The sequence below is a fragment of the Ensifer sp. Root1252 genome, assembly GCF_001425885.1.
Taxonomy (GTDB): Bacteria; Pseudomonadota; Alphaproteobacteria; order Rhizobiales; family Rhizobiaceae; genus Ensifer; species Ensifer canadensis.
Genome location: NZ_LMDT01000028.1, coordinates 17,866 through 39,834, shown reverse-complemented (window position 1 = coordinate 39,834; position 21,969 = coordinate 17,866). Strand labels below are relative to the sequence as shown.

Below are 21,969 nucleotides of genomic sequence, written 5' to 3'. Positions count from 1 at the left end.
GTTGATGTCGATGAACAAGCATATTTCACCCACTGAGGCCGCCGCGCTGATCCCGGATGGTGCCGTCGTTTCGGTCTCGTCGTCGAGTGGTCTTGGCTGCCCCGATCTGATGCTAAAGGCGATCGGCGAGCGTTTTGACGCAACCGGCCATCCTCGCGACCTGACGACGCTGCACCCGATCGCCGCCGGCGACATGAGCGGCATCAAGGGTGTCGATTACATCGCCAAGAAGGGACTTTTGAAGAGGATCATCGGCGGCTCCTATCCCTCGGGTCCGTCGAGTGCCGAACCGCCCCTGATCTGGCAGATGATCGGCGCCGACGAGGTTGCAGCCTACAATATCCCCTCCGGCGTTCTCTTCGACATGCACCGCGAGGCCGCCGCCAAGCGCCCTGGCGTTATGACCAAGGTCGGGCTCGACACCTTCGTCGATCCGTCGCGCGAAGGCTGCGCCATGAATGCCTCGGCGTCAGTCGAGCCGGTGGTCAAAAAGGTCGCCTTTGAGGGCGAGGACTGGCTCTATTTCAAGGCGATCGCACCGCAGGTGGCGATTATTCGCGCGACGACTGCGGACGAGCGCGGCAATCTTACCTATGAGCACGAGGGTGCCTATCTCGGTGGTCTCGATCAGGCGCTGGCCGCCCGCAACAATGGCGGCATCGTCATTGCCCAGGTCAAGCGCATCACCAAGGAAGGCTCGTTGAAGCCGCACGACGTGCGTGTGCCGGGCGTGCTCGTCGACTATGTCGTCGTCGATCCCGACCAGAAGCAGACGACGCAGACGCTCTACGATCCGGCCATCTCCGGCGAGATCTTCCGTCCGCTCGACAGTTTCCGCGTGCCGGAATTCAACATCCAGAAGGTGATTGCCCGCCGGGTGGCGCAGGAGTTGCAAACGGGCAGCGCCGTCAACCTCGGCTTCGGCATTTCGGCCAACGTGCCGCGCATCCTGCTCGAGGAGGGCCTGCATGGCGCCGTCACCTGGGTGATCGAACAGGGGGCTGTCGGCGGCGTACCGCTCCTGGATTTCGCCTTCGGCTGCGCGTCGAACGCTGACGCCTTCATGCCTTCGCCCTACCAGTTCACCTATTTCCAGGGCGCGGGCTTCGATGCCTCGCTGCTCTCCTTCCTCGAAATCGACCGCAACGGTTCGGTTAATGTCTCGAAGCTCTCCTTCCGGCCGCATGTGACGGCCGGCGCCGGCGGCTTCGTCGACATTACTGCTCGAGCCAAGAAGATCGTCTTTTCCGGCATGTTCAACGCCGGCGCGAAGCTTGCCGTCGCCGATGGCAAGCTGGTGATCGAGAAGGAAGGCAAGCTGAAGAAGCTCGTCAACGAGGTCGAACACGTCACCTTCTCGGGCCGCCGCGGCGTCGAGCAGGGGCAGGACATCACCTATGTCACCGAGCGCTGCGTGATGAAGCTGACGCCCGAAGGCGTGATGCTGACCGAGATCGCGCCGGGTGTCGACCTGCAGGCACATATTCTCGACCAGTCCGAATTTCCGCTCCTTGTATCCGATCGATTGAAGACCATGGATGCGGCACTTTTCCACGAGGCGCCGATCGGCCTGAAACTGCCGGTCAAGGCTGCCCGTACGCTTGCGGGAGGCGCCCGTGTCTGAGGAGCGCATCCAGATCGCAGTCGACGGCCCGATCGCGACGATGACTGTCGCGCGTCCGGACAAGCTCAATGCCTTCGACATCGACATGCTGAAGGCGCTCGCTGCCGCCTGCGATACGGTGGAAGTGATGCGCGACGTGCGCGTGCTGATCCTGACGGGTGAGGGCAAGGCCTTCTCCGCCGGTGGCGACATCAAGGCCTGGGGCGGCATGGATGCCGCAGCCTTCGGTCATGATTGGGTGCGCTTTGGCCATCGCGTCTTCGAGCGGCTGGCGACGTTGAGAATGCCCGTCATCGCAGCGCTCAACGGCCATGCCCTCGGCGGCGGCCTGGAACTAGCCGCGGCGGCTGACATCCGGATCGCCGAAAGCCAGATCAAGATCGGCCTGCCGGAAACGAGCCTCGGCATGGTTCCCGGCTGGTCGGGCACGCAACGTCTCGTCGTCCGTTTCGGCGCACAGATCGTGCGGCGCATGGTACTCGGCGGTGAGATGTTTACGGCAGAGACGGCGAAGGCCGAAGGCCTTGTCGATGGGGTCGTCGAGACCGGAACAGTGATGCAGGCGGCGCGCGACTACGCAGCCCGCGTGGCAAAGCGCGGCCCGGCCGCGCTCGAGATTTCAAAACTGATGATCGCCTCGGCGAACGGCGAGGACAATGGTGCCGCGGTCGAAGCGCTGGGGTCCATCCTCGTCGCCAAGACAGGCGACCTCAGGGAAGGGGTCGCTGCCTTTTCCGAAAAGCGCGAAGCCCAGTTCAAGGGAGAATGGTAATGACGGTTCTGGTGAGGCCCAAGGCACTTAGCGATCACAAGGTGCGCACGTTCCAGATGCTGATCGACGGCAAATGGGTCGACAGCGCCGACGGACGCACGATCGAGCGCGTCGCCCCCGGCCACGGCGTCGTCGTCAGCCGCTATCAGGCAGCAGCGAGCGGCGATGCCGAGCGGGCGATCTCTGCTGCCCGTCGCGCCTTCGACGATGGCCCCTGGCCGCGCATGACGGCGTCCGAGCGGTCTCTGATCCTGCTCAAGGCGGCCGACATGATTGCCGCGCGCGCCGACGAGCTTGCTTTCCTCGACGCCATCGAATCGGGAAAGCCGATCAGCCAGGCCAAGGGCGAACTGGGTGGCGCTGCCGATATCTGGCGTTATGCTGCTGCTCTTGCCCGTGATCTTCACGGCGAAAGCTACAATACGCTGGGAGACGGCACGCTCGGTGTGGTTCTGCGCGAAGCGATCGGCGTCGTTTCGATCATCACGCCGTGGAACTTCCCGTTCCTGATCGTCAGCCAGAAGCTGCCTTTTGCGCTTGCCGCCGGCTGCACGACAGTGGTCAAGCCTTCCGAACTGACCTCAGCCTCGACGCTCGTGCTTGGCGAAATTCTCGAAGCGGCCGGCGTACCGGCCGGTGTCGTCAACATTCTCACCGGCACGGGTCCCGAGGTCGGCGCGCCGATGACGACGCACGCGGATGTCGACATGATCTCCTTCACCGGCTCCACCGGCGTCGGCCGTCTGACGATGGCCAATGCGGCGCAGACGTTGAAGAAGGTATCGCTCGAACTCGGCGGCAAGAACCCGCAGATTGTCTTCCCCGACGCCAACCTCGACGAGTTCATCGATGCGGCCGTGTTCGGCGCCTACTTCAACGCCGGCGAATGCTGCAATGCCGGCTCGCGGCTGATCCTTCACCGCGACATTGCCGAGGAGGTGACGGCGCGCATCGCCGCACTCGCGGCCAAGGTCAAGGTCGGCGATCCGCTCGATCCCGAAACCCAGGTCGGCGCGATCATCACGCCGCAGCATCTGGAAAAGATTGCCGGCTATGTTTCTGCCGCATCGAAGGATGGTGCCGCTGTCGCTCATGGCGGCGCTGCACTCGATCTCGGCATGGGACAGTTCATGGCGCCAACCATTCTTTCACAGGTGCGACCCGACATGGCTGTTGCCCGCGAGGAGGTTTTCGGGCCGGTGCTGTCGGTGCTGACCTTCGAGACCACCGACGAGGCAATCCGCATCGCCAACTCCATCGACTACGGTCTGTCGGCCGGTGTCTGGAGCCGCGATTTCGACACCTGCCTGACGATCGGCCGCCGCGTGCGCGCCGGCACGGTCTGGATGAACACCTTCATGGATGGGGCTTCCGAGCTGCCGTTCGGCGGTTATCGCCAGTCCGGCCTCGGCCGCGAACTCGGTCGGCATGCGGTCGAGGATTATACCGAAACCAAAACGCTCAACATGCATATCGGCGCCCGCACCGGCTGGTGGATGCCGCGCTAACTTAGAGCATTTCCAGGAAAAGTGCGAAGCGGTTTTCCGTCAGGAAATACGTAAAAACAAAGAGATAGAGCGTCGCCGTGACTCCGTTTAAACCGGAAACGCTCTAGGGGACAAGGGGAGACGGATGATGTCGGCAGGGATCGCAGCAACGAAACGGGCAGGGGCGTCATGGCACGCCGCCGGCCTGTCGTTGTCGCGCGGTTCAGTTCGATGCCGACCAGTTGGCGGGGATCTGCGGAGAGAGCAGAAGCTGCAGTTTGTTGACGTCGGTTTCGCCGCCGATGCGCTGGAGCAGCACGCGGCCCATGTCCTCGCCCGTAGCCGTCAGATCCTCATAGATCGTTTCCACCTGGGGCTGGATCGCGCCCAGGAGGTGCGACGTCTGCTTGGCGACAATGTCGTATTCGTTGCCGAGCGTCAGGCCGCAATCGCTCATGCCGGTAATGGTGGCGAGAGCACAGACTTCGCCACCGCACATGAAACTATCAGGCGGGTCGGGCTCGGCGTAACGCTGGCGAACACGGTCGCGGATGTCGCCGGCCGGGCTGTCGAGATCGATACCGGAGAGAATTTCGTAGGCGCAGCCCGCCTCGCGCACGGCGGTCATGAAGCCGTGCTGCAGGTGGCCGCCGAAGGTGAAGTCGGTTGGGCCGCTGATCAGTGCCGGCTTGCGGCGCCCCTTGGCGATCAGCCGGCGGGTGGCCTGGTAGGAGAAGGTGAAGTTGTCGTAGTCGACATAGGCGTGCGGGGTCGAAAGCTCGGTGCGTCCGTGGGTGACGAACGGAAAGCCGATCTCCGAAAGCAACATGACGCGCGGATCGAGCGGTTCGGTGCGCGAGAAGATCAGACCATCAGCCATGCTGTTGCGGGTGATGTAGTTCACCGCCTCGACATTGGTCGTGTTGAGGAAGTTCGGCATGACGATCAGGTGATAGGACGTGCCCTGCAGCGCCTTGGCGATGCCGCTCATGATCGAGGTGCCATAGCCGAGGATTTCCTCGTGTGGGTCGAGCAGGACGGCGATGACGTTGGTGCGGCCGGTCTTCAGGCGCTGGGCGGCGCGATCGGGCGAATAGCCGATTTCGATCGCCACCTCGCGAACCCGCTTGCGGGTGTCGGCGGAGATTTGCGGCGCTTCGGCGAGGGCGCGCGAAACGGTGGTGACCGCAAGCCCGGTGATCTCGGCGATCGTGCGAAGGGTCGGCTTGCCCCGTCTGGCGGGCGAACCAATGTCTTCGGAACGGGCGGGCTTGGGGGAATCGGCCAATGCTAGTCATCCTCAAGGCGGTCAAGAGCGGCTTTTGTAACGTGGCACGAACGCTTAGGCAATCGAATCATGAAAACGTTTTAAATCTCGCGACGCGGCATGAATTGCTGCACTGCGAAACGCAAACTGTTGTATATAATTCAGCAAATTCAATTGCTTCGTGAGGTGAGGAAGTGCACGCGTGCGGAATGCTTGACTTGCTGAATTTATAACGTTTTAAATTGGCCAGCCGCTGCCTTAGGCGGTGCGATATCCGAGGCGGGAGGAGGTTCCGCTTCGATAACTTGCAAACGGGAGGATAACGATGCGCAAGTTGATGACGACGACGGCTGTTGTGGCGCTGATGATGGCGGCCACCGCCGCGCGCGCAGCAGAAAACGTGGAAGTGCTGCACTGGTGGACTTCCGGCGGTGAGGCTGCTGCGCTCGACGTTCTGAAGAAGGACCTCGAAAGCAAGGGTATTTCCTGGACCGATATGCCGGTCGCCGGCGGCGGCGGCACGGAAGCCATGACCGTGCTTCGCGCCCGCGTCACCTCGGGCAACGCTCCGACCGCAGTGCAGATGCTCGGTTTCGATATTCTCGACTGGGCCAAGGAAGGCGCACTCGGCAACCTTGACGATACCGCTTCCAAGGAAGGCTGGGACAAGGTCATCCCGACGGCCCTGCAGCAGTTCTCGAAGTATGACGGCCACTGGATCGCCGCTCCGGTCAACGTCCACTCGACCAACTGGGTCTGGATCAACAAGGCTGCCCTCGACAAGGCCGGCGGCAAGGAGCCGGCGAACTGGGACGAGCTCATCGTCCTTCTCGACAACTTCAAGGCTCAGGGCATCACGCCGATCGCCCATGGCGGCCAGCCGTGGCAGGACGCGACGATCTTCGACGCCGTCGTGCTCTCGCTCGGCAATGATTTCTACAAGCAGGCCTTCATCGATCTCGATCCGGCAGCGCTCGGTGGCGACAAGATGAAGGAAGCCTTCGACCGCATGACGAAGCTGCGCTCCTATGTCGACGACAACTTCTCCGGCCGCGACTGGAACCTCGCTTCGGCAATGGTGATCGAGAACAAGGCCGGCCTGCAGTTCATGGGCGACTGGGCCAAGGGCGAGTTCCTGAAGGCGAAGAAGGTGCCAGGCACCGATTTCGTCTGCATGCGCTTCCCGGGTACGCAAGGGTCCGTCACCTTCAACTCCGACCAGTTCGCGATGTTCAAGGTTGCTGACGACAAGATCCCGGCACAGCTGCAGATGGCCTCGGCGATCGAAAGCCCGACCTTCCAGTCGGCCTTCAACGTCGTCAAGGGTTCGGTTCCTGCACGCACCGACGTTCCGGATACGGACTTCGACGCTTGCGGCAAGAAGGGCATCAAGGATCTCGCCGAAGCCAACACCAACGGCACGCTGTTCGGTTCCATGGCCCATGGCCATGCCAACCCAGCTGCCGTCAAGAACGCGATCTACGACGTCGTGACGCGCGAGTTCAACGGTGAATTGACCTCCGATGAGGCGGTCAAGGAACTCGTCGCCGCCGTCGCGGCTGCGAAGTAACGGGCGAGGCCCGGTCCGGGACGCGAGCAAGCGTCCCGGACACTCATTCTGACATGCAAGCGTCTTCGAAGCGTCGCGTCCATCGCGGACGCAGGGGAGCGGTTTGATACAAAGAACCTGCGCGGATGCCGATACCAGGGAGTTTCCCGACGGCAGAGCGCCAGAAGTGGTGAACGTTCATGGATAACCGCAGTCGACTGCAGGACCTGATACCGAAGCTGGTCCTTGCCCCGAGCTTCGTTATCGTCCTGATCTTTGTTTATGGCTTCATCGCCTATACCGGCTTCCTGTCGATGACGGACAGCAAGATGCTGCCGTCCTACAATTTCGTCGGTTTCAGCAATTATCAGAAGCTCTGGGCCCTGCCGCACTGGTGGCGGGCGGTGAGCAATCTGGCGATCTTCGCTTCGCTCTATATCGCCATCTGCTCGGTGCTGGGGCTTGGACTTGCGATCCTGCTCGACCAGAAGATCCGGGCGGAAGGCTTCCTACGGCCGATCTACCTCTATCCGATGGCGCTGTCGTTCATCGTGACCGGCACGGCCTGGAAGTGGTTCCTCGATCCCGGCATCGGGCTTGAAAACACCATGCACCTCTGGGGCTGGGAGAGCTTTTCGTTCAACTGGATCAAGGACCGCAACTACGCGATCTATTGCGTGGTGATCGCCGCCGTCTGGCAATCGACCGGCTTCATCATGGCGATGTTCCTTGCCGGTCTGCGCGGCGTCGACAACGAGATCATCAAGGCGGCGCAGATCGATGGCGCACCGACATCGACGATCTACCGGCGGATCATCATTCCCTTGATGCGGCCGGTCTTCCTCTCCGCCTTCGTCGTTCTCGCCCATCTGGCGATCAAGGCCTACGACCTGATCATCGCGCTCACCGGCGGCGGGCCGGGCCAGGCGACCGAATTGCCGGCGACTTTCATGTATTCCTACACCTTCACCCGCAACCAGATGGGCATCGGCGCCTCGTCGGCCATCATCATGCTGGTGATGATCTTCTCGATCATCGTTCCCTATCTCTACTCCGAAATCCGCGGAGGAAAACGCCCATGAGCGCCCCCAGCCCAGACAATGTCATCTCGCACAACCGCCTGACACGTGCCCTGATCTACACGGTACTCATCGTCTTTGCGCTCTATTCGCTGCTGCCGCTCTATGTCATGCTGGTCAACTCGCTGAAACCGCTCGACGAGATCCGCCAGGGCGGCATGCTCAACCTACCGCAGACCCTGACACTGGAACCCTGGCTTTCGGCCTGGTCGACGGCGCAGATCGGAGTTCAGCCGACAGGCCTGAAGCCGTTCTTCATCAACTCGATCCTGATGGTGGTGCCGGCCGTCGCGATCTCGACGATGATCGGCGCGCTCAATGGCTACGTCCTGACCAAGTGGCGCTTTCCCGGTGCCAACATCTTCTTCGGCATGCTGCTCCTGTCGTGCTTCATCCCGTTCCAGATCGTGCTGATCCCGATGGCGCGCGTGCTTGGCATCATCGGCCTTGCCGGATCGATCTGGGGCCTGATCTTCGTCCACGTGATCTACGGCCTCGGCTTCACCACGCTCTATTTCCGCAACTACTACGAAGCCTTCCCGACGGAACTCGTGCGTGCGGCGCAGATCGATGGCGCCAGCTTCTTCCAGATCTTCTGGCGGATCCTGCTGCCGTCGTCCGGTCCGATCATCGTCGTCTCGGTCATCTGGCAGTTCACCAATATCTGGAACGACTTCCTGTTCGGGGCATCCTTCTCCGGCGCCTCTTCGACGCCGATGACGGTGGCGCTCAACAACCTCGTCAGCTCGTCGACCGGGGTCAAGGAATACAACGTTCATTTCGCGGGCGCGATCCTCGCCGCCCTGCCAACGCTCATCGTCTACATCGTGTCCGGCCGCTACTTCGTGCGCGGGCTGATGTCCGGCGCCGTGAAAGGATAAGCTCATGTCGTTCCTCAAAATCAGCAACCTGCGCAAATCCTACGGCTCGCTCGAGATCCTGAAGGACATCAATCTGGAGATCGACGAAGGCGGCTTCCTCGTGCTCGTCGGCCCGTCCGGCTGCGGCAAGTCCACCCTGCTCAACACCATTGCCGGGCTGGAGCCAATCACCTCGGGCGAGATCGCCATCAACGGCCGGTCGGTCGCCGATCTGCACCCGTCCAAGCGCGACATCGCCATGGTGTTCCAGTCCTACGCGCTCTATCCGAACATGACGGTTGCGGGCAACATCGCCTTCGGCATGGAAATCCGCGGCGTGCCGAAGGACGAACGCGAGAAGGCGATCAAGCAGGTCGCCGACATGCTGCAGATCGGCCATCTGCTCGATCGCAAGCCGAGCCAGCTTTCCGGCGGCCAGCGCCAGCGTGTCGCCATGGGCCGCGCCCTTGTGCGCAAGCCGCAGGTCTTTCTCTTCGACGAACCGCTGTCGAACCTGGACGCCAAGCTGCGCGTCGACATGCGCACCGAGATCAAGCGTCTCCACCACCGGATGAAGACAACCATCGTCTACGTCACCCACGACCAGATCGAGGCGATGACGCTGGCGACCAAGATCGCGGTATTGAAGGATGGCGTGCTGCAGCAATTCGGGACGCCGGCCGAAATCTACAACAATCCGGCCAACATGTTCGTCGCCGACTTCATGGGTTCGCCGGCCATGAACCTGCTGACGGCCCGGATCGAAAGGAACGGCGCCGATGTTGCCGTCACGCTCGCGCGCCCGAACGCCGAGCCGATGAAGCTCACCGTTCCGCATGCCAGCGGCGCACTCTCTACCTATGCCGGCAAGGACGTCGTCTTCGGCATCCGCCCGGAAGCACTGACCGACCCTGACGGTGCCGACCGCAATGCCAAGGCGATCGTCGAAGGCGAATGCCTGATCGAGGTGGTCGAGCCCGCCGGTTCGGACACCTTTGCGGTGACCCGCCTTGGCGGCAAGGAGGTCGTCGCCCGCCTGCGTGCCGATGCGCGCATCGCACCCGGCCAGACGTCGCAGCTCGCCTTCAATCTCGACAAGGCGGTGTTCTTCGATCCTCAGACGCAGCAACGGATCGCGTAACGGCCGATGGAGCAGCAGCCGGATATCGTCATCATCGGGTCGGGCATCGGCGGCTCCACCGTTGCGGCGGGGCTCGCCGGCTCCGGGGCGCGCATAGCCATACTCGAGCGCGGCGAGCGCCTGCCCGACACACCGGAAGCGCGCAGCTATAGTTCGATCTTCGTCAAGGGCCATTTCCGGCCCAAGGAGATGTGGCGCGAAGCCGACGGCACGGAGTTCAATCCGGGCAATTTCTATTTCGTTGGCGGCAATTCCAAACTCTTCGGTGCGGTGCTCTTGCGCTACCGTGCAGAGGATTTCACCGAGATGCAGCATCTTGGCGGCGTTTCGCCGGCATGGCCCTTTCTCTATGAAGAGCTGGAGCCGTGGTACGGCAAAGCCGAGCAACTGTTCGAGGTGCGTGGCGAATTGGGTCAGGACCCTACGGAGCCGTTCCACGCCTCGCCCTACCCTTATGGCCCGGTACCGGACGAGCCGGCAATTGCTCGCGCGCGCGCCGAGTTGAAGGCGCAGGGGCTCAATCCGGCGACGCTGCCGCTTGGCGTCGACATCGAGACGTGGCTGGCAGGCGGGCGCACGCCATGGGACGGGTTTCCCAACACCGGCAAGGGCAAGAAGGATGCCGAGACCGCATCGCTCGCCTCCGCGCTGAATGACCCCAACATCGAGCTGATCACCTCCGCGCATGTCGACACGCTGGAGAAAGGTCGGGGCGGCCGGATCGAGGCGGTCCATTACACCCATAGGGGCGAGAAGAAGCGCCTGTCGCCCAAGTTGGTGATCCTGTCGGCGGGCGCGATCAACTCGGCCGCCATCTTGCTGCGCTCCGGCGATGGCAAGGGGCTCGCCAACGCCTCCGGCCAGGTCGGCCGCAACTTCATGAACCACAATTGCAGCGCCATGCTGGCGATCAATCCGTTCAGGCGCAATGACAGCATCTACCAGAAGACGCTGATGCTGAACGATTATTACCTGACCGGCGGCAGGGACGGTTTGCCACTCGGCAATGTCCAGCTGCTCGGCAAGATCAACGGTGACATCCTCAAGGCCAATGCGCCGGTCTGGGCGCCGCGCTTCGCATTGGATTTCATGGCCGGTCATGCGGTCGACTGGTACATGATGACGGAGGACCTGCCGAACCCGGAAAGCCGCATCATGGTCGACGGCAAGGGCATCATCATGCAGTGGCGGCGCTCGAACATGGAGGCGCTTTCCGGGCTCGAAGCGAAGATGCGCGCCCACTTCAAAGCTGCAGGCTATCCGATCGTGCTCTCCCAGGCCTTCGACAAGCGCACGCCGTCGCACCAGTGCGGCACGATCCGGATGGGCACCGATCCCGGTCAGGCGCCGCTCGACGTTTATTGCCGCGCCTTCGATCATCCGAACCTCTTTGTCGTCGATGCCGGCTTCCTGCCAACGTCCGCTGCGGTCAACCCGGCGCTGACGGTGGCGGCACAGGCGCTGCGCGTTGCCGACCATATCGTTGCGAAGGAGCTGAGAGCATGACGACATCGACGCGTCCCGTGGCTGTTGTCACCGGTGGCCGGCGCGGAATCGGACTCGGCGTGGCCCGGGCACTGGCGCGCGACGGCTTCGACATAGCGCTGACGGGGCTCGGTGCGGCGGATCAAGCGACGCAAGCCACGCTCTCCGAGCTATCGGCGCAAGGCGGTCGCGCCATCTACCTCGAGGCCAATCTCGCCGATATCGGCGCGCATGCCGCCACCGTCGCCTGCATCCGCCAGGAACTGGGCCCGATCCGCTGCCTCGTCAACAACGCCGGCATCGCCTCCGTCGTGCGCGGCGACTTTCTCGACCTTCTGCCGGAGAATTTCGACACGATCGTCGCCACCAACTTGCGCGGCACAGTGTTCTTCACCCAGGCCGTGTTGCTCTCGATGCTCACCGAGCCGCCAGGTGCGGCACCACGTTCAATCATCAACATCACATCGGTTTCCGCGACCATGAGTTCGCCCGAGCGGCTCGACTATTGCATGACCAAGGCCGGCCTTGCCGCCTTCAGCCAGGGGCTCGCCTTGCGGCTGGCCGACACAGGCATCTCCGTCTTCGAAATCCGGCCCGGGGTCATCCGGTCTGACATGACCGCTGGCGTCTCGGCGAAATACGACGCCCTGATCGACGGCGGACTGGTGCCGATGAAACGCTGGGGCGAGCCAGAAGACATCGGCAACATCGCCGCAGGGCTTGCCAGCGGCAAATTCGGCTTTGCGACCGGCTCAGTCATCCAGGCCGATGGCGGCCTGTCGATCGGTCGACTCTAGAAAATAGTGCAGGGCAGTCCGGGGCTCGCAACGGCGAGCAGGTTTCGAGTTTAACACGTCGGAAATTTGGAACGTTCCAAATGCCGTGCCGTGGAGGAAGACAGGCAATGACATACGACTATATCATCACCGGTGCCGGCCCTGCCGGCTGCGTTCTCGCCAACCGTCTCTCTGAGGATCCGTCGGTCCGCGTCCTGTTGCTGGAGGCGGGTGGCGGCGACTGGAACCCGCTGTTTCACATGCCGGCCGGTTTTGCCAAGATGACCAAGGGAGTTGCAAGTTGGGGCTGGGAGACCGTGCCACAGAAACACATGAAGGGCAGGGTGCTGCGCTACACCCAGGCCAAGGTCATCGGCGGCGGTTCGTCGATCAATGCCCAGCTCTACACCCGCGGCAATGCGGCCGACTATGACCTCTGGGCGTCCGAGGACGGCTGTGCCGGCTGGGACTATCGCAGCGTTCTTCCCTATTTCAAGCGCGCCGAAGACAACCAGCGCTTCGCCGACGACTATCATGCCTATGGCGGTCCGCTCGGCGTCTCGATGCCGGTTTCTACCTTGCCGATCTGCGATGCCTACATCCGCGCCGGCCAGGAACTCGGCATTCCCTACAATCACGATTTCAACGGCCGTCAGCAGGCCGGCGTCGGCTTCTACCAACTGACGCAGCGCAATCGCCGGCGTTCGAGCGCGTCGCTTGCCTATCTCTCACCGATCAAGGACCGCCGGAACCTTACCGTTCGCACCGGAACGCGCGTCGCCCGGATCGTGCTCGAGGGTACGCGCGCCGTCGGCGTCGAGGTGGTGACGGCGAAGGGAAGCGAGACGATCCGGGCGGAGCGGGAAGTTCTGGTCACGTCGGGCGCCATCGGTTCGCCGAAGCTGCTCCTTCAATCCGGTATCGGCCCGGCGGATCACCTGAAGTCGGTGGGCGTGCCGGTAAAGCACGACCTACCCGGCGTCGGTGGCAATCTGCAGGACCACCTCGATCTGTTCGTCATTTCCGAATGCACCGGCGATCACACCTACGACAACGTCGCGAAGCTGCACCGGACGCTCTGGGCCGGCCTGCAATACGTGCTTTTCCGCTCCGGCCCGGTGGCATCGAGCCTGTTTGAGACCGGCGGCTTCTGGTACGCCGACCCGGATGCCCGCTCGCCGGATATCCAGTTCCATCTCGGCCTCGGCTCCGGCATCGAGGCTGGCGTCGCGCGACTGAAGAACGCCGGCGTGACGCTCAATTCCGCCTATCTGCATCCGCGCTCACGCGGCACCGTCAGGCTTTCCGACGCTGATCCGGCCGCAGCGCCGCTGATCGATCCGAATTACTGGGAAGATCCGCACGACCGCAAGATGTCGATCGAGGGGCTGAAGATAGCCCGCGAGATCATGCAGCAGGCCGCCCTCAAGCCTTTCGTGCTGGCGGAACGTTTGCCGGGCAACACTGTCGTCTCCGACGAGCAGTTCTTCGACTATGGCTGCGCCAATGCCAAGACCGACCACCACCCGGTCGGCACCTGCAAGATGGGCACCGACGCCATGGCCGTGGTCGGACTCGATCTGAAAGTGCGTGGGCTGGAGGGCCTTCGCGTCTGCGACAGTTCGGTCATGCCGCGCGTTCCCTCTTGCAACACCAACGGGCCGACGATCATGATGGGCGAAAAGGGCGCCGACATCATTCGCGAGCGCCAGCCCTTGCCGCCGGAGATCTTCGCCCATGAACGAAACGATGCCCGGCCACGTGCCCGCGCCGATATCCGTTGAGGAAAACCATGATCCGCCACTGTGTCTTCATTCGCTTTCGTCCAGACGTTTCGGCGGATGAGAAAGCGTCGATCTTCGCCGAGATCGCGGCGCTAAAAAGCCGGCTTCCCGGCCTTCTCGCGACCTATGCCGGCGCCAATGTCAGCCCGGAAGTGGGCATGGACAAAGGGTATGCCGAGGGTTTCATCGTCGATTTCTCCGACGCAGCCGCGCGTGACGCCTATCTCGACGATCCGGAGCATCGGCAGACCGGTGCAAAGATCGTCGCGGCGGCGCAAGGCGGCATCGACGGCATTTTCGTCTACGATCTCGAAATCGCGGGCTGAAGACGATGGCGGCCTTCGAAGCGCGTCCCTTTCTCACCGCCCTTTTCGACGCGGCCGTCCGCGCCGCCGATCCCTATGAGGCGATCCGCGCGCATCTGCCGGAAAAGCCGAAGGGACGAACGATCGTTGTCGGCGCGGGCAAGGCCGCAAGCCAGATGGCCGCAGCTTTCGAAAAGCTGTGGGATCACCCGCTGACCGGCGCCGTCGTTGCGCGCCACGGGCCGATTGAACGCTGCGAGCGCATTCGCGTGTTGCAATCCGCCCATCCGGTGCCGGATGAGGCTGGCCTTCGGGCGTCGGAAGAGCTGCTGAAGCTGGTGGAAGGCCTGACCGCTGACGATCTGGTTGTCGCTCTGATTTCGGGTGGTGGATCGTCCTTGCTGCCGGCGCCGCCGGAGGGTTTGATGCTTGCCGACGAGATCGCCGTCAACCGGGCGCTGCTTGCCTCCGGCGCACCGATTTCCGCGATGAACGTCGTGCGCAAACATGTGTCGCGCATCAAGGGAGGCCGTCTTGCGGCGGCCGCTGGGCCGGCGCGTGTCGTCAGCCTCGTCGTTTCCGACGTTCCCGGCGACAACCCCGCTTTCGTTGCCTCGGGCCCGACAGTGCCTGACGGGTCGACGGTGGAGGAGGCGCTGGAGATCGTCGGCCGCTATCGCATGGCTCTTCCCGATGGCGTGGTGGCCCACTTGCGATCCGGTGCCGCGCGGGCACCTGATCCGTCCGAACCGGTTTTCCGTCGGCACGAATGCCACGTGATTGCGTCGGCGCGTGTCTCGCTGGAGGCTGCAGCAAGGACGGCGCAGGAATTGGGTGTAGAGGCGCGCATTCTTTCTGATGCGATTGAAGGCGAGGCGCGCGATATCGGCCGCATGCATGCGGCGCTGGCGCGTGAAGTCGCCCAGCGCAATCAACCTTTCGAAAAGCCGGTCGTGCTGCTTTCCGGCGGCGAAACGACTGTGACGATATCGGGCAAGGATTACGGCAAAGGCGGCCGCAACAGCGAGCTGTTGCTGTCGCTGGCGCTCGACATCGAGGGGCTCGACGGGATCGATGCCCTGGCGGCGGATACGGACGGCATCGACGGGTCTGAGGACAATGCCGGCGCCTTTGCCGATGGCGGCAGCGTCAGTCGCATGCGTACTGCCGGTGCTGATCCGCGGGCGCATCTGGCGCGCCACGATGCCTGGTCGGCATTCTCAGTGAGTGGCGATCTTTTCGCGCCCGGTCCGACTGGAACCAATGTCAATGACTTCAGGGCGATGCTAATCCGTTAGCCGGATTCTCCGGCTCAAGGCAGAACAGAAAATCTGCGTGTCATGGTCGCCGCCAAACGTTTCGGCGGCGACCATGATCTCTTGTTTTTACTTGGCGCGCTTCAAGGCATCGCCGAGGATCGAGACGATTTCGCCGAAGTGATTTTCGTCGGTGATCAGCGGCGGCGAGAAGGCGATGATGTCGCCGGTCACGCGGATCAGCAGCCCCTTTTCGAAGCAATCGACGAAGACCTCATAGGCGCGGGCGCCGACAGCACCCTCGCGTGACTGCAGCTCGATGCCGGCGATGAGGCCGATGGTGCGGATGTCGATGACATGCGGCAGGCCGTTCAGCGAATGCATGGCATCATGCCAGGCGTCCTGCAGCTCGGTGGCGCGGGTCATCAGGCCCTCATCGCGATAGATGTCGAGCGTGGCGATACCCGCGGCGCAGGCGGCCGGGTGGCCGGAATAGGTGTAGCCGTGGAAGAGCTCGATCTGGTTTTCCGGGCCGTGCATCAATGCGTCGTGCACCTTGCGGCTGGCAAAGACCGCGCCCATTGGGATGGCGCCGTTGGTGAGCCCCTTCGCCGCCGTCACCAGGTCCGGGGTGACGCCGAAGAAGTCGGTGGCGAACGCAGCGCCAAGGCGACCGAAGCCGGTGATGACTTCGTCGAAGATCAACAGGATGCCGTGTTTGTCGCAGATCGCGCGCAGCCGCTCGAGATAGCCCTTCGGCGGGATGAGCACGCCCGTCGAACCGGCAACCGGCTCGACGATGCAGGCGGCGATGGTTTCGGCGCCGTGTAGCGCCACCAGCCGTTCGAGATCGTCGGCAAGTTCGGCGCCGTGCTCGGGCTGGCCCTTGACGAAGGCATTCTTGGCAAGGTCGTGGGTGTGGCGCAGATGGTCGGAACCGGGAAGCTGCGGGAAGACGCGGCGGTTGTTGAGGATGCCGCCCACCGAAATGCCGCCGAAGCCGACGCCGTGGTAGCCGCGCTCGCGCCCGATCAGCCGCGTGCGAGTGCCCTGGCCGATCGCGCGCTGATAGGCGATGGCCATCTTCAGCGCCGTGTCAACCGATTCCGAGCCCGAGCCGGTGAAGAACACGCGGTCGAGCTTCTGGCCTTCCGGCCCCGGCGCGATTTCGGCAAGGCGTTCGGCAAAATCGAAGGCGATCGGGTGGCCCATCTGGAAGGAGGGGGCGAAATCCATCGTCGACAGCTGGCGTTCGACGGCTGACGCGATCTGGCGGCGGCCGTGGCCGGCGTTGACGCACCAGAGACCGGCGGTGCCGTCGAGGATCGTGCGGCCATCGGTGCTGGTGTAGTGCATGCCCTCGGCGGAGGCGAGCAAGCGCGGTGCCGCCTTGAACTGCCGGTTGGCGGTAAAGGGCATCCAGTAGCTGTCGAGTACGGGGGCGTTGGGTTTGGTGTGCTGGTTCATGGCATCCTCCTGAAGATCAGGGGATTGACGCCATGATTTGAATTGCCAAACAAGTCCTTTTCTGTTGTCATTCAAGCCATTGAATTTTATACAACGAGGTTTGCGAAATTGCGATATTTCGAACAACCTGAACACCGAGATGGACACCCATGAGCGTCGACATTGGAAACCGGCTTCGCCACCTCCGGCTGATGCACAATCTTTCGCAGCGCGAACTTGCCAAGCGAGCGGGCGTGACCAACTCGACGATCTCGCTGATCGAGTCGAATGCGTCCAATCCGTCGGTCGGCGCACTGAAGCGCATCCTCGACGGCATACCGATCGGACTTGCGGAGTTCTTTTCGTTCGAGCCTGAACGGCCGCGCAAGGCATTCTACGCCGCAGAGGAACTGGTCGAGATCGGCAAAGGGCCGATCTCCTATCGCCAGATCGGCGACAATCTCTTTGGCCGCAGCCTGCAGATCCTGAAGGAATGTTATCAGCCGGGCGCGGACACTGGAAAAGTGCCGCTGGTGCATGAAGGCGAGGAGGGCGGCATCGTGCTGTCGGGGCGCATTGAGGTCACCGTCGACGACGAGCGGCGGATTCTCGGGCCTGGGGATGCGTACTATTTCGAAAGCCGGCGACCGCACCGATTTCGTTGCGTCGGGCCGGTACCTTGCGAGGTGATCAGCGCCTGCACGCCGCCGACGTTTTGAAGGAAGGGAGCGGGCGCCCCTCATCCCGCTGCCGCGACCTTCTCCCCGCCTGCGGGGAGAAGGGATATGCCGCCAGCGCCTCATACTCTCTTTGCGAACAGGAGTAGAGAGGCAGCTGTTTGCGCGACCGTCCCCTCTCCCCGCAAGCGGGGAGAGGGCTAGGGTGAGGGGCTACTTCCGAGTTACGAAAGCCGAGCGCAGGCGTCGGCGATGCGCATGAGCGCTTCCTTCAGTTCCGCTTCCGACGTCGCATAGGAGATGCGGAAGAACGGCGACAGGCCGAAGGCCGAGCCGGGGACAACGGCGACATGGGCGTCGTCGAGCAGGTAGGCGCAGAAGTCCGTGTCCGTCTCGATCGTCTTGCCCGAAGGCGTCACCTTGCCGAGCATGCCGGCGCAGCCGGAGAAGGTGTAGAAGGCGCCTTCCGGAACGCGGCAGTCGAGACCGTCGATGGCGTTGAGGCCGTTGACGACGAGATTGCGGCGGTGCTGGAAGCTGGCCGTGCGTTCCTTCAGGAAATCCTGCGGGCCGGTCAGGGCTGCCACCGAAGCGGCCTGGCTGACCGAAGACGGGCAGGAGGTCGCCTGGCTCTGGACGACAGCCATCGCCTTGATCAGCTCGCGCGGACCACCGGCATAGCCGATGCGCCAGCCGGTCATGGCATAGGCCTTGGAGACACCGTTGACCGTCAGGGTGCGGTCCTTGAGCCGAGGCTCCAGTTGGGCCGGGGTGACGAAGCGGAAGCCGTCATAGACGATGTGCTCGTACATGTCGTCGACCAGCAGCCACACATGCGGATGCCTCAAGAGCACGTCGAGCAGCGGCCGGTAGTCGTCAGCGCTGTAGGCGGCACCCGAAGGGTTGGAGGGTGAGTTGAGAAGCACCCAGCGCGTCTTCGGCGTGATCGCCGCTTCGAGCTTGTCGGCGGTGAGCCGGAAACCGGAGGCCGCGTCGCAGGGGATCAGCACCGGCTTGCCTTCGCAGATCTGGACGATATCCGAATAGGAGGTCCAGTACGGCGTCGGAATGACAACTTCGTCGCCGGCGTCGATCGTCGCCATCATGGCGTTGAACAGGATCTGCTTGGCGCCGGTGGCAATGGTGATCTCGTCCTGTTCGTAGGCGAGGCCGTTCTCGCGCTGGAACTTTTCACGGATCGCCTTCTTCAGTTCCGGCGTGCCGTCGAGTGCGGTGTATTTGGTTTCGCCGCGCTGGATCGCCTCGCAGGCGGCCTGCTTGACGTAGTCAGGCGTGTCGAAATCCGGCTCGCCTGCGCCGAGAATAATGACCGGCTTGCCCTCGCGCTTCATCGCTTGCGCGCGCGCGCCGATCTTGAGGATTTCGGATACTCCGATCGAAGAGATCCGCGAGGCGGGCTTGAAGCCCGCCTCCTTGACCGTTGCGTTGATGGTCATCGCTTGGTCCTACTCGATATCGAAGGAGACGCCCTGTGCCAGTGGCAGGGCCTTCGAGTAGTTCACCGTGTTGGTGGCGCGACGCATGTAGGCCTTCCACGAATCGGAGCCCGATTCGCGGCCGCCGCCGGTTTCCTTTTCACCGCCGAAGGCGCCGCCGATTTCCGCACCTGAGGTGCCGATGTTGACGTTGGCGATGCCGCAATCCGAGCCGTCGACGGCCAGGAACCGTTCGGATTCCTGCATGTCGCGGGTGAAGATCGACGAGGACAGGCCGGCTGCAACCGCATTGTGGTCGGCAACGACTGCGTCGAAGTCGCTGTACTTCATGACGTAGAGGATCGGCGCGAAGGTTTCTTCGAGGACCGGGCCTGCCTGCTCAGGCATTTCGACCAGGGCGGGCTTGGCGTAGTAGCCGTTGGCATAACCGAGCTCGACGCGTTCGCCGCCGGTGACGGCGCCGCCATGGGCCTTGGCTTCGTCGATTGCCTTCTGCATGCCGTCGAAAGCGGCCTTGTCGACCAGCGGGCCGACGAGTGCGGTGGTTTCCAGCGGATTGCCGACCGAGACCGAGCCATAGGCCTTCTTCAGGCGGGGAACGAGCTGGTCGTAGACGCTTTCATGCACGAACAGGCGGCGCATGGTCGTGCAGCGCTGGCCGGCGGTGCCCATGGCGCCGAAGGCGATGGCGCGCAGCGCCATGTCGAGATCGGCCGATGGGCAGACGATACCGGCATTGTTGCCGCCGAGTTCGAGGATGGCGCGGGCGAAGCGCTTGGCAAGACGCGGGCCGACGTCGCGGCCCATGCGGGTCGAGCCGGTGGCCGAGACCAACGGAACCTTCGGGTTGTCGACGAGGACTTCACCGACGGCGCGGTCGCCGATCAGAACCTGCGACAGGCCTTCCGGGGCGTCGCCGAAGCGGGCAAGCGCGCGTTCGAAGATAGCCTGCGATGCAAGCGCCGTGAGCGGGGTCTTTTCCGACGGCTTCCAGACGACGGAGTTGCCGCAGACGAGCGCCAGCGCCGTGTTCCACGACCAGACGGCGACCGGGAAGTTGAAGGCGGAGATGACGCCGACGACGCCGAGCGGATGCCAGGTTTCCATCATGCGGTGGCCGGGACGCTCCGTGGCGATCGTCAGACCGTAGAGCTGGCGGGAAAGGCCGACTGCGAAATCGCAGATGTCGATCATTTCCTGAACTTCGCCGAGGCCCTCGGAGGTGATCTTGCCGGCTTCGATCGAAACGAGGCGGCCGAGGTCGGCCTTGAAGGCGCGTAGCTCTTCGCCGAGCAGGCGGATCAATTCGCCGCGCTTCGGTGCCGGAACGAGGCGCCAGGCCTTGAAGGCTTCATGCGCCTTGTCGATCTTGGCGGCAGCCTCCGTGGCCGAAACCGTCTTCAGGCTGGCGATCTGTTCGCCCGTGACCGGGCTGAACGACGGCATGTCGCCGCCGGTGTAGAGTTCCTTGGCGACGCCCATCTTCTCGAGGAGGGCTGCTGCCTCCTTGGTGACGTCGATCTTCTTCGTTGCAATGTTCATCTGGTCTGACTCCCGTTTTCCTGCCCTGGCCTATCCGAAGCGCACGCTGCCGAGTTTCCCCGGCGAGGTGAGCGTCTTCAGGCCCGCGGCCATGTCCTTGAGTTTGTCGGTTGTATAAACGTCGTAGTAGGCCTGGTTGCGGCGGCCTATCGCATGTTCCGCGCTGAAACTGCCGTGATACTCCTCGACCGCCACGGCGAAAACCCATTCTCTCAAACGCTGCTCGAATGTCGGATCGCTGAGCAGCGCGCTGTCCTTCGGCACCACGAGATTGAAGTGTACACCACCATCGCCGATATGGCCGAAGTCGCAGACGGTGACATCAGGAAACCTCGTCGGCATTTCGGCCTTCATATGGTCGCAGAAGGCCATGATGTCACCCCTGCGGAAGGAGACGTCGAAGGCGATCAGCTTGCCCAGGTGTTTCACACCTTCCGAAAGTGCGTGGCGCAGCGCCCAGACCTCATGCGGCGGGCCGACGAACGCGTCGGCGAGCGGTGCCGTCTCCATCTCCCAGATCTCGGCCAGCACCGTTTCAAGCACGGCGTCGAGCGATTGCTCGCCTTCGCGTGGGGCCCAGGTGCGGCTGATTTCCGCGAGAATGACGTATTCAGGGACGTGTCCGCCCTGGAACGGGTTCTTCAGCGAAGGCACATGCGCGAACGCCGCCTTGACGGCGTTGCTCGACATGCCCTCGAAGGCCGAGAGGTAGGCGCCGAGCCGCTCTTCCATGGCGCGCAGCAGCGGCAGCACATGGGCGCCGCTTGCCGGCACCAGCAATGCGGTCGCCGTCTGCTGCGGCAGGCGCTCCAGATTGAGCACGCATTCCGTGATGATGCCGAAGGCGCCCGACGTGCCGACGAAGACCTGCTTCCAGTCGACGCCGGTGTTGTTCTTGCGCAGGTCGCATTGAAGATCGAGCACGGTGCCGTCTTCATCGGCGAGAACCACGGTGAGGCCCAGCGTGTTGCGGCGCACGTCGCCGTATTTCAGGAAACGCGAGCCGCCGGTGTTGGTGGCGATCATGCCGCCGATGCGCGGATCGGCGCCGAGATCGATCGGGAAAAACAGGCCATGTTCTTCCAGCCGGCGGTTGAGATCGGAAAGCCTGAACCCGGCATCGACGCGCACCGAACGATTGTCGAGATCGAGTTCGAACGCTTTGGTGAGGCGGTCGAGGCTGAGGATCGCTTCGTTGCCGGAACTATCAGGGGTCGAGCCCGAGACCAGTCCGGTATTGCCCGATTGCGGGATCAGGGCGATGCCATGACGCACGCAATAGGCAACGGTTGCCGAGGTTTCCACTGTTGTCGCCGGCCGCAGAACGACCGAAGCCCGGCCACGATCGTAGCGCGCGCCGGTCTCGTAGGCTTCCATGTCTTCAGCACGCGTGACCACACCCTTGTCGCCAAGGATGCCGGTCAGCGCGTCTATGTGTACCTGTTCAATCATCGTGAACGCA

Annotated in this window: 18 protein-coding genes; 13 read left to right on the top strand and 5 right to left on the bottom strand. The window is 63.2% G+C overall.

The annotated features are described in order from the left end of the window. Window positions 1-4 precede the first annotated feature (4 nt). Genes ASD02_RS25615 through ASD02_RS25605 form a run of 3 tightly spaced genes read left to right on the top strand, consistent with a single transcriptional unit; the run spans window position 5 to window position 3,904 of the window. A complete protein-coding gene (locus ASD02_RS25615; RefSeq protein ID WP_025425263.1) occupies window positions 5-1,624 on the top strand; it encodes an acyl CoA:acetate/3-ketoacid CoA transferase in 1,620 nt (539 codons plus the stop codon). Then, complete coding sequence (locus ASD02_RS25610; protein ID WP_025425262.1) at window positions 1,617-2,396, top strand: enoyl-CoA hydratase/isomerase family protein; 780 nt, start codon at window positions 1,617-1,619, stop codon at window positions 2,394-2,396. Before ASD02_RS25615 ends, ASD02_RS25610 begins: the two co-directional genes overlap by 8 nt. Next, complete coding sequence (locus ASD02_RS25605) at window positions 2,396-3,904, top strand: aldehyde dehydrogenase family protein (RefSeq protein WP_025425261.1); 1,509 nt, start codon at window positions 2,396-2,398, stop codon at window positions 3,902-3,904. The genes ASD02_RS25610 and ASD02_RS25605 overlap by 1 nt, the downstream gene beginning before the upstream one ends. 202 nt (window positions 3,905-4,106) lie before the next feature. Here the strand turns inward: ASD02_RS25605 and ASD02_RS25600 are convergent, their stop codons facing one another. Next, on the bottom strand, window positions 4,107-5,171 hold the full coding sequence (locus ASD02_RS25600; protein ID WP_025425260.1) for a LacI family transcriptional regulator: 1,065 nt from the start codon (window positions 5,169-5,171) through the stop codon (window positions 4,107-4,109). 304 nt (window positions 5,172-5,475) lie between these two features. Here ASD02_RS25600 and ASD02_RS25595 point away from each other — a divergent pair, with 304 nt between their 5' ends. From ASD02_RS25595 to ASD02_RS25555, 9 genes are all read left to right on the top strand, one after another. After that, window positions 5,476-6,720, top strand: a complete 1,245-nt coding sequence (locus ASD02_RS25595) for an ABC transporter substrate-binding protein (RefSeq protein WP_025425259.1) — start codon at window positions 5,476-5,478, stop codon at window positions 6,718-6,720. 179 nt (window positions 6,721-6,899) lie between these two features. Then, window positions 6,900-7,781 (top strand): sugar ABC transporter permease, encoded by an 882-nt coding sequence (locus tag ASD02_RS25590; RefSeq protein ID WP_025425258.1) that lies wholly within the window; start codon window positions 6,900-6,902, stop codon window positions 7,779-7,781. Next, window positions 7,778-8,659: a carbohydrate ABC transporter permease gene (locus tag ASD02_RS25585; RefSeq protein ID WP_025425257.1), complete on the top strand. Its 882-nt coding sequence runs from the start codon at window positions 7,778-7,780 to the stop codon at window positions 8,657-8,659. Before ASD02_RS25590 ends, ASD02_RS25585 begins: the two co-directional genes overlap by 4 nt. A gap of 4 nt (window positions 8,660-8,663) precedes the next feature. Further along, window positions 8,664-9,779, top strand: a complete 1,116-nt coding sequence (gene ugpC, locus ASD02_RS25580; protein ID WP_025425256.1) for a sn-glycerol-3-phosphate ABC transporter ATP-binding protein UgpC — start codon at window positions 8,664-8,666, stop codon at window positions 9,777-9,779. 6 nt (window positions 9,780-9,785) lie between these two features. Beyond that, on the top strand, window positions 9,786-11,285 hold the full coding sequence (locus tag ASD02_RS25575) for a GMC family oxidoreductase (RefSeq protein WP_025425255.1): 1,500 nt from the start codon (window positions 9,786-9,788) through the stop codon (window positions 11,283-11,285). Then, window positions 11,282-12,061 carry a 3-ketoacyl-ACP reductase gene (locus ASD02_RS25570; protein WP_025425254.1) on the top strand — a complete coding sequence of 260 codons (780 nt, stop codon included), beginning with the start codon at window positions 11,282-11,284 and terminating at the stop codon, window positions 12,059-12,061. Before ASD02_RS25575 ends, ASD02_RS25570 begins: the two co-directional genes overlap by 4 nt. Window positions 12,062-12,168: 107 nt before the next feature. Continuing rightward, window positions 12,169-13,824, top strand: coding sequence for a GMC family oxidoreductase N-terminal domain-containing protein (locus ASD02_RS25565; protein WP_025425253.1), 1,656 nt, complete (start codon window positions 12,169-12,171; stop codon window positions 13,822-13,824). An 8-nt stretch (window positions 13,825-13,832) separates the two neighbouring features. Then, entirely contained in the window at window positions 13,833-14,150 is a 318-nt protein-coding gene (locus ASD02_RS25560) for a Dabb family protein (protein ID WP_025425252.1), read from the top strand. 5 nt (window positions 14,151-14,155) lie between these two features. Continuing rightward, window positions 14,156-15,427, top strand: coding sequence for a glycerate kinase (locus tag ASD02_RS25555; protein WP_025425251.1), 1,272 nt, complete (start codon window positions 14,156-14,158; stop codon window positions 15,425-15,427). An 87-nt stretch (window positions 15,428-15,514) separates the two neighbouring features. Here the strand turns inward: ASD02_RS25555 and ASD02_RS25550 are convergent, their stop codons facing one another. Further along, entirely contained in the window at window positions 15,515-16,852 is a 1,338-nt protein-coding gene (locus ASD02_RS25550) for an aspartate aminotransferase family protein (RefSeq protein ID WP_057220842.1), read from the bottom strand. 149 nt (window positions 16,853-17,001) lie between these two features. Between ASD02_RS25550 and ASD02_RS25545 the strand changes: the two genes are divergently transcribed. Then, window positions 17,002-17,550: a cupin domain-containing protein gene (locus ASD02_RS25545; RefSeq protein WP_025425249.1), complete on the top strand. Its 549-nt coding sequence runs from the start codon at window positions 17,002-17,004 to the stop codon at window positions 17,548-17,550. A gap of 182 nt (window positions 17,551-17,732) precedes the next feature. Here ASD02_RS25545 and ASD02_RS25540 read toward each other — a convergent pair whose 3' ends face one another. From ASD02_RS25540 to ASD02_RS25530, 3 genes are read right to left on the bottom strand one after another with little or no spacing between them, the layout of a single operon-like run. Beyond that, window positions 17,733-18,965, bottom strand: a complete 1,233-nt coding sequence (locus tag ASD02_RS25540) for a pyridoxal phosphate-dependent aminotransferase (RefSeq protein ID WP_057210881.1) — start codon at window positions 18,963-18,965, stop codon at window positions 17,733-17,735. A gap of 9 nt (window positions 18,966-18,974) precedes the next feature. Then, on the bottom strand, window positions 18,975-20,507 hold the full coding sequence (locus tag ASD02_RS25535; protein WP_025425247.1) for an aldehyde dehydrogenase family protein: 1,533 nt from the start codon (window positions 20,505-20,507) through the stop codon (window positions 18,975-18,977). A gap of 30 nt (window positions 20,508-20,537) precedes the next feature. Then, the gene (locus ASD02_RS25530; RefSeq protein ID WP_025425246.1) at window positions 20,538-21,959 is read right to left on the bottom strand and encodes an FAD-binding oxidoreductase; all 1,422 of its coding nucleotides are present in this window, start codon (window positions 21,957-21,959) and stop codon (window positions 20,538-20,540) included. Window positions 21,960-21,969: the final 10 nt, after the last annotated feature.